The 12,717-nt window shown below is 34.2% G+C and carries 11 protein-coding genes; 8 read left to right on the forward strand and 3 right to left on the reverse strand.

Translation table 11 applies throughout. From position 1 onward, the window contains the following. Window positions 1–24 precede the first annotated feature (24 nt). Window positions 25–1,032: a glutamine synthetase beta-grasp domain-containing protein gene (locus tag NBRC110019_RS14040; RefSeq protein WP_281755888.1), complete on the reverse strand. Its 1,008-nt coding sequence runs from the start codon at window positions 1,030–1,032 to the stop codon at window positions 25–27. A gap of 198 nt (window positions 1,033–1,230) precedes the next feature. On the opposite strand from NBRC110019_RS14040, the gene NBRC110019_RS14045 reads away from it, so the two are divergent. The 7 genes from NBRC110019_RS14045 to NBRC110019_RS14075 all read left to right on the forward strand — a co-directional run bounded on the left by NBRC110019_RS14045 (window position 1,231) and on the right by NBRC110019_RS14075 (window position 9,692). Beyond that, complete coding sequence (locus NBRC110019_RS14045) at window positions 1,231–3,417, forward strand: glutamine synthetase III family protein (protein ID WP_281755889.1); 2,187 nt, start codon at window positions 1,231–1,233, stop codon at window positions 3,415–3,417. 202 nt (window positions 3,418–3,619) lie between these two features. Further along, on the forward strand, window positions 3,620–5,629 hold the full coding sequence (locus tag NBRC110019_RS14050; protein WP_281755891.1) for a sialate O-acetylesterase: 2,010 nt from the start codon (window positions 3,620–3,622) through the stop codon (window positions 5,627–5,629). Between the two features lie 427 nt (window positions 5,630–6,056). Beyond that, the gene (locus tag NBRC110019_RS14055) at window positions 6,057–6,491 is read left to right on the forward strand and encodes a GNAT family N-acetyltransferase (RefSeq protein ID WP_281755893.1); all 435 of its coding nucleotides are present in this window, start codon (window positions 6,057–6,059) and stop codon (window positions 6,489–6,491) included. 102 nt (window positions 6,492–6,593) lie between these two features. Continuing rightward, the gene (gpmI, locus tag NBRC110019_RS14060; RefSeq protein WP_281755895.1) at window positions 6,594–8,114 is read left to right on the forward strand and encodes a 2,3-bisphosphoglycerate-independent phosphoglycerate mutase; all 1,521 of its coding nucleotides are present in this window, start codon (window positions 6,594–6,596) and stop codon (window positions 8,112–8,114) included. Between the two features lie 5 nt (window positions 8,115–8,119). Continuing rightward, complete coding sequence (locus NBRC110019_RS14065; RefSeq protein ID WP_281755897.1) at window positions 8,120–8,683, forward strand: TlpA family protein disulfide reductase; 564 nt, start codon at window positions 8,120–8,122, stop codon at window positions 8,681–8,683. A 149-nt stretch (window positions 8,684–8,832) separates the two neighbouring features. Beyond that, the gene (locus NBRC110019_RS14070; RefSeq protein ID WP_281755899.1) at window positions 8,833–9,117 is read left to right on the forward strand and encodes a Sec-independent protein translocase subunit TatA/TatB; all 285 of its coding nucleotides are present in this window, start codon (window positions 8,833–8,835) and stop codon (window positions 9,115–9,117) included. After that, window positions 9,117–9,692, forward strand: coding sequence for a phosphatase PAP2 family protein (locus NBRC110019_RS14075; protein ID WP_281755901.1), 576 nt, complete (start codon window positions 9,117–9,119; stop codon window positions 9,690–9,692). The genes NBRC110019_RS14070 and NBRC110019_RS14075 overlap by 1 nt, the downstream gene beginning before the upstream one ends. Here the strand turns inward: NBRC110019_RS14075 and NBRC110019_RS14080 are convergent, their stop codons facing one another. Together NBRC110019_RS14080 and NBRC110019_RS14085 are read right to left on the reverse strand one after the other, a co-directional pair. Next, window positions 9,693–10,601, reverse strand: coding sequence for an LB_356 family protein (locus NBRC110019_RS14080; protein ID WP_281755902.1), 909 nt, complete (start codon window positions 10,599–10,601; stop codon window positions 9,693–9,695). 6 nt (window positions 10,602–10,607) lie between these two features. Next, window positions 10,608–11,249 carry an O-methyltransferase gene (locus NBRC110019_RS14085; protein WP_281755903.1) on the reverse strand — a complete coding sequence of 214 codons (642 nt, stop codon included), beginning with the start codon at window positions 11,247–11,249 and terminating at the stop codon, window positions 10,608–10,610. Between the two features lie 186 nt (window positions 11,250–11,435). On the opposite strand from NBRC110019_RS14085, the gene kynU reads away from it, so the two are divergent. After that, window positions 11,436–12,716 carry a kynureninase gene (gene kynU / locus NBRC110019_RS14090; protein ID WP_281755970.1) on the forward strand — a complete coding sequence of 427 codons (1,281 nt, stop codon included), beginning with the start codon at window positions 11,436–11,438 and terminating at the stop codon, window positions 12,714–12,716. Window position 12,717 lies beyond the last annotated feature (1 nt).

Genomic DNA, 12,717 nt, shown 5'->3' on the forward strand with positions numbered 1-12,717 from the left:
ATTTATTATTTTAACTGCTAAATATTAAACATCAGCAGATTTTACAGTCTTAATAATTCTTGCTGCAATTTTGTATGGATCACCATTAGAAGAAGGTCTTCTGTCTTCTAACCAACCTTTCCATCCTTTTTGAACAGTCATAATAGGAATACGGATAGAAGCACCTCTATCAGAAACTCCGAAAGAGAATTCGTGGATAGATTGAGTTTCGTGCTTACCAGTTAAACGTTGATCGTTATAAGCTCCGTAAACATCAATGTGTTCTTTAACAACAGGTCTGAACGCTTCACAAATTTTCTCATAAATTTCTTGAGAACCACAAGTTCTAAGAGTAGTGTTAGAGAAGTTAGCGTGCATACCAGATCCGTTCCAGTCAGTATCACCAAGTGGTTTTGGATGCCATACAATAGCAATACCATATTCTTCACCTAATCTTTCTAATAAATAACGTGCTACCCAAATTTCGTCACCTGCTTTTTGAGCACCTTTAGCAAAACATTGGAATTCCCACTGTCCTGCAGCAACCTCAGCATTGATACCTTCAACATTGATACCTGCCTCAATACATAGGTCTAAATGTCTTTCTATAATTTCTCTACCGAAAGCGTTTTTAGCTCCAACAGAACAATAGAATTGACCTTGAGGAGTTTGATCTCTTGGGAAACCTAAAGGAAGGTTTGTTTCAACATCCCATAAAAAATACTCTTGCTCAAAACCGAACCAAAAATCATCATCATCGTCATCAATAGTAGCTCTACCGTTTGATGAGTGCGGAGTTCCGTCAGAGTTTAAAACCTCAGTCATTACTAAATACCCGTCTTTTCTAGCTGGATCAGGGAAAATGGCAACCGGTTTTAATAAACAGTCAGAGGAGTTTCCTTCTGCCTGTTCTGTAGAACTTCCATCAAAAGACCACATCGGACAGTCTTCTAATTTACCGCTAAAATCTTCTTCAATTTTTGTTTTACTTCTAAGGCTTGCTGTTGGTTGGTAACCGTCTAACCAAATATACTCTAGCTTTGCTTTGCTCATAGTTAATTAGTATTGATTGAACTTATTTTGCTGTAAAAATAAATTTTTTTTAACATCCCTCCTTATTTATAGGGGGTAAATATTAAAAAAATATTAATTTTTACATTTAGTGTATCAAAATAAGGGGTGTGATGATTTTTTTTAAAAAATAACGTTTACAATTTATATTTTTGTAAATGAACTTAAATATTTGATAGCATGTCGTCAGTTAGATTTGAGATATTAAGAGAAATTTATAACAAAAAACCCATTTTTGTAGATAAAATTGAAAGAAGGTCTAAAATTTTTGGAGAAAATGTGTTTAATGATGCTGCTATGCGTCAATATGTTAGTGAAGGAGCATATCAAACTATTAAATATGCCATAGAGTTTGGTAGAAAAATAGATAGGAAGCAGGCAGACCATATTGCAACAGGAATGAAAAACTGGGCAATTTCTAAAGGAGCTACACATTATACTCACTGGTTTCAACCATTAACAGGAACTACAGCTGAGAAACATGATGCTTTTTTTAATATAGCGGATGATCAGGTTCCTGTAGATAAGTTTGATGGAGCGCAATTGGTACAACAAGAACCAGATGCTTCTAGTTTCCCTAGTGGTGGTTTGCGTAATACATTTGAGGCAAGAGGCTATACGGCTTGGGATCCTACTTCACCTGCATTTGTGTTTGGTAGTACCTTGTGCATTCCTACCATTTTTGTTTCGTATACAGGAGAGGCTTTAGATACCAAAACTCCTTTATTAAAAGCTTTAAATGCAATGGATGAAGCAGCAACGGAAGTGGCAAGGTATTTTGATAAGAATGTAAATAGTGTTAATGCTACTTTAGGATGGGAGCAGGAGTTCTTTTTACTAGATAAATTATTGGTGAATGCTAGACCTGATTTGTTATTGTCGGGCAGAACATTATTGGGACATGTGGCGGTTAAAGGACAACAGTTAGATGATCATTATTTTGGTAGTATACCAGATAGGGTTATTGGTTTTATGAGGGAATTGGAAATTGAGTGTATGCGCTTAGGTATTCCTGTTAAAACCAGACATAATGAAGTGGCTCCCAATCAGTTTGAGTTAGCGCCTATACATGAAGAAGCTAATAAAGCAGTTGATCATAATTCATTAATCATGGATGTGATGGATAAGATTGCGAATAAACACCAGTTTAAAGTACTTTTCCATGAAAAACCTTTCGAAGGAATAAATGGATCAGGAAAACACAATAACTGGTCGTTAACTACCGATGGAGGAGTTAATTTATTAAGTCCGGGGTCTACACCTATGAAGAATTTACAATTTTTAACCTTTTTTATAAATACCATTAAAGCTGTACATGATTACGAAGAATTGATGAGGTCTTCTGTGGCTTCTGCAGGGAACGATTTACGATTGGGTGCAAATGAGGCTCCACCTGCAATTATTTCAGTTTTTATTGGTGATCAATTAACTAAAGTATTAGATGAATTGGAAGGGGTTTCTAAGGGAAAATTATCTCCGCAGGAAAAAACAGAGTTAAAGTTAAATGTAATTGGTAAAATTCCTGATGTATTATTGGATAATACAGATAGCAACCGAACTTCTGCTTTTGCTTTTACCGGAAGTAAATTTGAGTTTAGGGCTGTGGGAGCCAAGTTTAATTGTGGTACACCTATGATGGTGCTTAATACCATAGTGGCTAAGCAACTAAGTGACTTTAAAAAGGAGGTTGATAGTTTAATTGAGAAAAAAGGGTTGAAAAAAGATGAAGCAATATTTAATATTCTTAGAGAATATATTAAGGCTTCTAAAAAAATTAGGTTTGAAGGAGATGGTTATAGTATTGATTGGGAAAAGGAAGCGAAACGCAGAGGATTAAGTCATCATAAAACAGTACCTGATGCTTTAAAGGTGTTGTTAAGTAAAAAGACAATAGCACTTTTTAAAGAAATGAAGGTGCTTAATGAAGAAGAGATATATGCTAGATATGAGATAGAACTGGCGGATTATGCAAAAAAAATACATATAGAAAGTAAAATACTTTTTGATATGGCTCATAACACTGTGATACCAGCAGCGATTCGTTTTCAGAATTTACTTATTGAAAATGTTCAGGGACTTAAGGAGGTTTTTGGAGCTAGTTATAGAGATTTAGGAGCGGAACAATTGAATATGATAGAGCAATTAGCTAATTCTATTAAAGAAATCAGAAAAAAATTACACCTTATGACTATGGAAGCTGAAAAAGCTTCTAAAATTAGCGATGCAAAGAAAAGAGCAGAGGCATATGGGTACCGAGTAAGAGAGTATACCAAACAAATTCGCGAGCTATGTGATAATTTAGAAGTGTTAATAGCTGATGATATGTGGCCTCTTCTTAAATTTAGGGAGTTACTTTATAGTAGGTAGTGCGATTTTAAAAATAATTAATTCCATAATCGAGATTAAATCTCAGAGTTTTGTGCCGAAATAAAAATGGAATTCTTGTTAATGCTTCGTGGTCTTGTCACGAAGTAGCTACTTACTGTTTTTAACACTAAAAGTATGTTTTTTCTTTCTAGATGCGTTACATTTGATAACACATCTATTGTTGAAATAAAAAACAGGAACTATGAAAATCATGTACACCGTTTGGTGTTTTGTTTTATGTCTGATAATAAGTTCATGTACTTCTAATCGGGCGTCTGTTTCAGACATTAAATTACCATCTTATTTTACTGATAATATGGTGCTTCAAAAGGATTCTGAGGTGCCATTTTTTGGAGAAGCAGATCCAGGGGTTAATCTTACTATAACGACCTCTTGGGATTTTAAAAATTATAAAACTAAAGTTTCTAAAGAAGGTACTTTTGAGGTAACCCTGCATACACCTGATTATGGAGGTCCGTATGAAATAGCGATACAGCAGCACGATGAAGTAACTACCTTAAAAAATATTCTTATAGGAGAGGTTTGGTTGTGTTCGGGGCAGTCTAATATGGAAATGCCACTTGAAGGCTGGGGAAAAGTTCAGAATTACGAGGAAGAAATAGCAAATGCTAATTATCCGGAAATACGATTATTACAGGTAGCTCAAGTAAATGCAGTATCACCTGTAGATACATTATCCTTGGCAAATGAAGGTTGGCAAGAATGTAGTCCTAAAACCATTCCTGAATTTTCTAGTACGGCTTATTTTTTCGCCCGTGAAATATATAAAACCAAACAGATACCTATTGGGGTAATACATAGCTCATGGGGAGGTACCGTTATAGAGGCATGGACAAGTGCAGGGGCGTTACATACCATTCAGGATTTTGATAGAGATATTACTGCTTTAAACGCTACGGAAGCAGAAATTCAAGTGTATAATCAGGAAAATGCGACTAAATTGGAGAACTGGCATCAACAAATAGCAGCAGTAGATGAAGGGTATGAAAATGACAATCCGGTTTGGTCTCAAAAAATGCATAATGATTGGAAATCGATAGCATTGCCAGGATATTTTGATTTAGACGATACAAGTGAGTTATTTAAGTTTGATGGAGTGGTATGGTTTCAAAAAGAAATTAACCTGACAAGAGAAGAGGCGAGTGCGCAAACTTTATTACATTTTTATGCTGATGATATTGATAAAGTTTGGATTAATGGTGAATTTATTGGTGAAACCGATGGCTACCAAATAGAACGTAAATACCAAATACCAACGGGGGTACTGAAACCCGGAGTTAACCTGATTACTATTAAAGTGTTTGACGGAGTTGGAGGAGGAGGTGTATATGGTGATTCGGAAGATTTCTATTTACAGTGTAACGATACTAAAAAATTATTAGGAGGAAATTGGAAATATAAGATAGGGGTATCATTAGATAAGGTACCTCCATACCCATATATTCCCATGTTTCAAAATAGACCTACGGTATTATTTAATGCAATGATACACCCAATTTTAAAATTTCCTTTTAAAGGGGTTATCTGGTATCAAGGAGAAAGCAATGCACAACGTGCTGCACAGTACAAAAAGTTATTCCCACTGTTGATTAAAGATTGGAGAAAACAATTTAATAATCCTAAAATGCCTTTTTACTTTGTGCAATTGGCAAACTATAGAAGTGTAAAAGAACAGCCAGCACCTTCTGCTTGGGCAGAGTTAAGAGATGCACAGTTTATCACCCTTAAAAAAGTATCTAATACCGGAATGGCTGTAGCCATAGATATAGGAGATGCTATAGATATTCACCCTAAGAATAAGCAAGAAGTAGGCCGACGGTTAGCGCTTATAGCTCTAGCAAATGTGTATGGTGAAGATATAGCGTATGCAGGTCCTATGATTAATGGGTATAAAAAACTAGGGAAAAATATAGTAGTGAGTTTTGAGTATTCAGAAGGTTTAATAGTCAAGGATGGTGAGGAATTAAAAGGTTTTCAAATAGCAGGTCCTGATAAGAAATTTTATTGGGCCGATGCTATAATAAAAGGAGGTAAGGTAGTTGTAAGTTCATCTAAAGTACCAAACCCGGTATCGGTGCGCTATGGATGGGCCGACAACCCTGAAGTAAATTTATATAATGGTGCCGGTTTACCAGCTTCCCCTTTTAAAACAGATAGTTGGAAAGGAATAACATTAGATCATTTGAATTAATTTTAAAAATATAGCGTTTAAAAAGCAGCAATAACAAAGTAGTTATTTGCTGCTTTTTTTATGGATAACTTCTTCTTTAAATTCCTGAGGTACTTTTTGAAATAGTGGTTGATTAGATTTTAATAGTTCAGTGTATCGTTCTTCAGGAGAAAGGGTAACAAATGATTTAACTAAATGCTGGTAATTAATGAGTTCTGTTTCTACCGCAATTCGGGCAATTATTTCAAACTTCGTAGTTTATCAATATCATTTCTTTTAAAAATAATAACTTCATAAGATTCTAATGCCTGAAAATTTTCTGAAGACGGTATTTGATAGGTATGGCTTTCTCTAGCACAAATAAATTGATTAGTTAAGTAGAAAAAGGCTTATCATGATACTGATTTCTACCTTAATGATACATTTAATTATGTGTTATCTTTGAAAAATGGGAATTATTAAATTTATTACACCAGATGAAACAGTTGTTGTAAGACATCCGGTACTTAGGGAAGGTAAACCTATAGATTCTTGTATTTTTCCGGGAGATGAATTACCAACAACATTTCATCTTGGTTTTTATGAAGACGACGAATTGTTAGGGGTAGTTACTTTACTTAAAAACAACTATACAGAAGCACCTGCTGAAGGATTTCAATTACGAGGAATGGCTGTTTTAACTATTGCACAGGGTAAAGGAGTAGGTGGAAAGTTAGTGGCTAAGGCAGAAGAGGAAGTTAAGAAAAGAGAAGGCACTTATATTTGGATGAATGCCCGAATTAAAGCGGTTCCGTTCTATGCAGGATTGAATTATGAAGTAGTTAGCGACGTTTTTGATATACCTAAGGTTGGCGCCCATTATACCATGCTAAAAAAAATCTAAAATTACTTTTAATTTAACGGTATTATATGACTTAATGCAGTGTTTAACCGGTAAAATGTTGCTATATTTGACGGTAAAACAACAACTAGAAAATTTAATTTAATGGATAAGAAAGTTCTTCTAATGATACTTGATGGTTGGGGTAAATCTCCAAATCCTGAGGTATCAGCAATCGAAAAAGCCAATACTCCTTTTATTGACAGTTTATATACTAAGTATCCTAGTGCAACTCTGAAAACCTTTGGAATGAACGTTGGTTTACCTGACGGACAAATGGGTAACAGTGAAGTAGGGCACATGAACTTAGGAGCTGGTAGGATTGTATATCAGGATTTTGCTAGAATAAACCTTGCTGTAGAAAAAGATACTCTTAAAGATGAGAAAGTATTAAAAGATGCTTTTGCGTATGCAAAAGAAAATAATAAAGCGGTTCACTTTTTAGGATTGGTAAGTGATGGTGGAGTACACTCTCATATCAATCATTTAAAAGCCTTGTTAGACGCTGCTGATTCTGAGGATTTAGAAAAAGTGTTTGTACACGCTTTTACCGATGGTAGAGATGTGGATCCTAAAAGTGGAAAAGGATTTATTGAAGAGGTACAATTACATTGTACTAAAAGCAATGCTCGTTTAGCTTCTGTTATTGGTAGATACTATGCTATGGATAGAGATAAGCGTTGGGAGCGTGTTAAATTAGCATACGATTTAATGGTTAATGGAGTTGGGCAACCAGCTACCAATGTATTAGAAGCAATTCAAGAAAATTATAACGAAGGTGTAACCGATGAGTTTATCAAACCTATCTGTATGCACGATGCTGAAAATCATCCTGTAGCTACTATTAAGGAAGGTGATGTTGCTATTATGTTTAACTTCAGAACCGATAGAGGTCGTCAGTTAAGTGATGCTTTAACGCAGCATGATTTTCCTGATTTTGACATGAAAAAATTAGACTTGTATTATGTTACTATGACAAACTACGATGAGTCTTTCAAAAACGTTCATGTTATTTATGACAAAGATAATATCAAAGATACTTTAGGAGAAACTTTATCTAAAGCAGGTAAAAAGCAAATCCGTATTGCTGAAACAGAAAAATATCCGCACGTGACTTTCTTTTTTAACGGAGGTAGAGAAAAGCCTTTTGAAGGAGAACAACGTATTTTATGTCCATCTCCAAAAGTTGCTACCTACGATTTGCAGCCAGAAATGAGTGCGTATGATATTAAAGACGCTATTGTACCAGAGTTAGAAAAAGAGGAGGTAGATTTTGTATGCTTAAACTTTGCGAATCCTGATATGGTTGGACATACCGGTATTATGGAAGCAGCTGTTAAGGCATGTGAGTCTGTAGATGAATGTGCAAATGAAGTAATTACAACGGCTTTGGCTCACGGGTATACAAGTATTGTAATAGCGGATCATGGTAATTGTGATACTATGGTGAACCCTGATGGTTCTCCAAACACGGCGCATACTACCAATTTAGTACCTGTTATTTTAGTAGATAAGGATATTAAAGAAGTGCATGATGGTGTGTTAGGAGATATTGCACCAACAGTGTTAAAATTAGTAGGTGTTGAGCAACCGGAAGCGATGACACAAAAATCATTAGTAGACTAAGTAATTTGAAAGTTTTAAGTTACATATATATGGTGTTGGTAGTGACTGTTTTTTGCTCTTGCGGAGCAAAAAACAGTGCTGCTAATGCAAGTGAACCCGAAAAGCCACAACTTTATACAGATAGCAAAGTTGAATTTGAATTAGGTGAATTGGTAGGGGCTATTTCCAAATCTCAGTTAAGCAAAAGCTTTAATTGGTTTAGAGATGGTTATGGTGAATATGTTGTAGATACTACTACAATGAGTCAAGTAAAACCTTATTTAGAAGGTGTACAGGTGAAATTATTTATGGGTACTTGGTGTAGTGATAGCCAACGAGAGGTACCACATTTCTTTAAAATAATGGACGCCGTTAACTTTCATGATATTGAAATTATAGGAGTAGATGAATCAAAAACAACTCCTCAGGGTACAGAAAAGTTATATGACGTTATAAATGTGCCTACTTTTATCTTTTTGAAAGATGGTCAGGAAATAAATAGAATGGTTGAATTTCCATGGGATACGCTAGAGAAAGATATGCTAGCTATTTTTACAACTACTGATTATAAGAATCCGTATGCGGAATAAAGTATGGAAAAAGAATTATAAAAGATGGAAGGTTGTAAAGCCCTATTTTTTATAAAATTTAACGTTGTAGCTAATATAAAGAGTTAGAGTCTCTTTGTAATTCTAAACTGAAACTCTTTATATTTGTATTGTAATAATTCTATTGAACTATGTTTTTATTTATTAGTACTCCTGAGGTAATGATTGCGTTGTTGGTGGTGGTGTTGATTTTTGGAGCCGATAAGGTTCCGGAAATTGCAAGAGGTCTTGGTAAGGGTATGAGACAGTTGAAAGACGCTACTAATGATATAAAACAAGAAATTACCAAAAGCGCCGAAAATAGTGGTATTGACACTAAAATTGCCGAGGATATATCAAAAGAAATTAATGACGTTAAGGGGAGTATTGAAGATGAAATAGATAGTATCACTGGCCCTGTAAAAAGAAGACGTTAATGTATAAAAGGTTACTGGAGTTAGATACACAACTTTTAATATACCTGAATAATTTAGGAACGAGTAGTCAAGATGTCTTTTGGTACTACATTACTAAAATTGTTTTTTGGATTCCTTTATATCTTTTATTTGTCTACATTGTTGTAAAGCGTTTTAGTAAAAGAGAAGCTCTACGAATTTTATATACATTTATAGCTCTTATTACCGTTGCTCTTAGCTTAACCTATTATGTAAAGGAATATGTGTTAAGAGACAGACCTGTAAATAATGAAGGTATTTTTAATTTGTTAAGGGTAAATATACAGCCTATAGATTACAGTTTTTTTTCAGGACATGCTTGTAACAGTTTTGCTATTACTGCACTTTTCTATTTGTTTGTTCGTAAGCGTGTAAAGAATGCATGGTTGTTTTTTTTATGGCCGGTACTTTTTAGTTACAGTCGTATTTATTTTGCCGTTCATTTTCCGTCTGATGTATTGGTTGGGGCTTTAGTTGGTACTACATTAGCATTGAGTTTTTATATGTTATATAAAAAACTCTTCTTACGTTACAATAAAAGCTCTATTAAAGCCTAATTAGAAATACCTCAACTCATTTTCTATAAATTCCTTTTTATTTTGTTTGTTTAAAAGTTCTTTGTTAAGCAAGTGGTTTAACCAAATAGATAGTTTTTTGGATCCTTTATAATTAAGATGACCTGAATCTGCAAAGGCATTATCTTGTAACGGAACAGTTGAAAAATCTAAGAATGGTAAATCTGAGAACATTTCATTTCTTACCGTTTTAAAATGGTCTTCGTTAGCTAACCATGGATAATACTTATGTACAGGAGTACGTATAAGATACACCTCTTTGTTAAGACCTTTGATGTAGCGTATTATTTTTCTTAAATACAGAAGGTTTTCTGTCGCTATAGTATTAGAAATTTGTTTTTTATTAATTGTATCTGAATCTAAGTTTGTACCCTCCACTTTTTCGTACCCCCCTAGAACTTTCGTATAGTTATATTTTTTAATAAGCATAGTAATTCCTGTTTGAAAAAACGGTAGTATACTTTTTGTTACAGCACTTTTATTTTTATCATATAAATAACCAATAGTTTCCTTTTTCATAAAAGGAGCGTAGCCTGGAAATTTTTCAAGAATGTACTGAGTATCGGTAGTCCATAAGGTATCCATGTATGGCTCAATATTGTTATTACCAAATTCTATAAATACAGTATGTATGTTAGGGTTTTGCTCCAGTGTTTTTTTTAGCTTGGCAAAAGTGTAAAAATAAGACTCTCCTGATCTGGAGAAATTGATAGTGTTTTCAATTAAAGAATCATTATAAGCGCATGCCGAATGAGAATGCCCTAAAATTAAAAGTTGCCCCTCTTTTTCAAAATGAAAATTAGCTTTAGAGCTACAAAGCAATGCGGGTAGTGCGGCAAATACCAGGCCACTAAAAATAAATATCAGCGCTTTGTATATAAATTTTTTCATAAGTAATTACACCACTCGACTAATGGTTAGTCCATCTCTAATAGGTAGTAGAACAGTTTCTACTCTTGGGTCTTCTTTTAATAATTTGTTGTAAGTAAGTAACGCATAGGTTTGTTTATCGTTGCTTTTTACTTCTTCTACTATTTTACCACTCCATAAAACATTGTCTGAAAGTAGCACTCCTCCCTTGTTCATTTTAGGTATAATAATTTCAAAATACTCAGGATAGTTCTTTTTATCGGCATCAATAAATACCAAATCAAACTTTACAGGTAAGGTAGGTATAATATCTTTAGCATCGCCTATATGTTGTACAATACGGTTGTTATTACCAGACTTTTCGAAGTACTTTTGTTGTATCTCCTCGAGTTCTTCGTTTACATCTATGGTATGTAAAATTCCGTCACTTTGTAACCCCTCAGTAAGACATATAGCAGAATAACCAGTATAGGTGCCTATTTCTAAGATATGTTTAGGGTTTATCATTTTAGATAGAATACTCAATAATCTACCCTGAAAATGGCCACTTAACATTCTAGGTTGTAATACCTTTAAATGAGTTTCTCGTACAAGTTCTTGTAGTACCTCGGGTTCGTTTTCTGAATGATCGGTAACATACTGCTCTAAAGACTCCGGTAAAAAATGCATAGAAAAATATTTTTGCAAAAGTACATAATTACTCGATAATCGATATTTTAAAAGTAGCATCGTATAGATACTATATTGGTTTTTTATGCTTGTATTATTGGTATAGCGATAAAAACTAAATATCTGGTAGACTTACCTAATTGAATTATAAAACTTATTTTTGGAAAGAATTTTAAAAATGGTATGATACAATTTCAAAATACACTGGCTTTTGCAAGAGAGTTAGATCAACAAGACGAATTAAGTAAGTATAGAAATGAGTTTCATTTTCCGAAGGTAAATGGTAAAGACGTTATTTATTTTACAGGGAACTCTTTAGGGTTGCAACCTAAAAGTGCTCAGAAGTTTGTAGATGACATAATGAAAGATTGGAAAGAGTTGGCTGTAGAAGGTCATTTCTATGCAGAAAAGCCATGGTGGGATTATCATGAGCGTTTTGCTAAACCTTTGTCTAAAATTGTAGGAGCATTGCCTGAGGAAGTTACTGTAATGAATACTTTAACGGTAAATCTTCACCTGTTAATGGTCTCTTTTTACCGTCCTACTGAAAAACGTTTCAAAATTATATGTGAAGAAAAGGCATTTCCATCAGATCAATATATGTTGGCAAGTCAGGTGCGTTTTCATGGGTTAGACCCTAAGGAAGTTTTGGTTGAAGTTAAGAAGCGAGATGGAGAAAACTATTGGAGAACCGAAGATGTACTTAAAACTATAGAAGAAACGGGCGATGAGTTAGCACTTGTATTAATGGGCGGTGTTAATTATTATAACGGTCAGGTATTTGATATGGAAACTATTACCAAAGCGGCTAAAGACATTGGTGCTAATGTAGGTTGGGATTTAGCACATGGAGCTGGTAATATTGAGTTGAAGTTACATGATTGGGATGTAGATTTTGCTGCTTGGTGTAGTTATAAATATATGAATAGTGGACCTGGTAATGTATCTGGTGTATTTATTAATCAGAAGCATTTAAATAAGAAAGACATACCAAGGTTTGAAGGGTGGTGGGGCCACGATAAAGAACGTCGTTTTTTAATGGAGCCTGAGTTTATTCCTATGGCAAATGCAGAGGCTTGGCATTTAAGCAATGCTGCAGTAATTGCAATGGCACCTTATTTGGCGTCGTTAGAAATGTTTGATGAAATAGGGATGGAGAAGTTAATTGCTAAACGTAACCTAATTACTTCTTATTTAGAATTTGTGTTGGGTGAAATAGCGAAAGAAGTAGATAGTTCTTTTGAAATTATTACACCTTCTAATCCAAAAGAAAGAGCTTGTCAATTATCGGTGTTTTTACATGGAGAAGGAAGAGCCTTATTTGATTACCTGATGGAAAGTGGAGTAATAACCGATTGGAGAGAACCCAATGTAATTCGTTTAGCACCTGTACCATTGTATTGTTCATTTGAGGATATGTACAATTTTGGACAATTACTTAAAGCAGGTATTCAAAAGAAAAATTAAC

It is taken from the genome of Neptunitalea chrysea, assembly GCF_027924145.1.
GTDB classification, from domain to species: Bacteria; Bacteroidota; Bacteroidia; order Flavobacteriales; family Flavobacteriaceae; genus Neptunitalea; species Neptunitalea chrysea.

Coding starts and splice junctions, on each gene's coding strand:
- NBRC110019_RS14070 (WP_281755899.1), top strand. CDS start 8,833: ATGTTTTTATTTATTAGTACTCCTGAGGTAATGATTGCGTTGTTGGTG.
- NBRC110019_RS14050 (WP_281755891.1), top strand. CDS start 3,620: ATGAAAATCATGTACACCGTTTGGTGTTTTGTTTTATGTCTGATAATA.
- NBRC110019_RS14080 (WP_281755902.1), bottom strand. CDS start 10,601: ATGAAAAAATTTATATACAAAGCGCTGATATTTATTTTTAGTGGCCTG.
- gpmI (WP_281755895.1), top strand. CDS start 6,594: ATGGATAAGAAAGTTCTTCTAATGATACTTGATGGTTGGGGTAAATCT.
- NBRC110019_RS14085 (WP_281755903.1), bottom strand. CDS start 11,249: ATGCATTTTTTACCGGAGTCTTTAGAGCAGTATGTTACCGATCATTCA.
- NBRC110019_RS14045 (WP_281755889.1), top strand. CDS start 1,231: ATGTCGTCAGTTAGATTTGAGATATTAAGAGAAATTTATAACAAAAAA.
- NBRC110019_RS14075 (WP_281755901.1), top strand. CDS start 9,117: ATGTATAAAAGGTTACTGGAGTTAGATACACAACTTTTAATATACCTG.
- NBRC110019_RS14040 (WP_281755888.1), bottom strand. CDS start 1,032: ATGAGCAAAGCAAAGCTAGAGTATATTTGGTTAGACGGTTACCAACCA.
- NBRC110019_RS14055 (WP_281755893.1), top strand. CDS start 6,057: ATGGGAATTATTAAATTTATTACACCAGATGAAACAGTTGTTGTAAGA.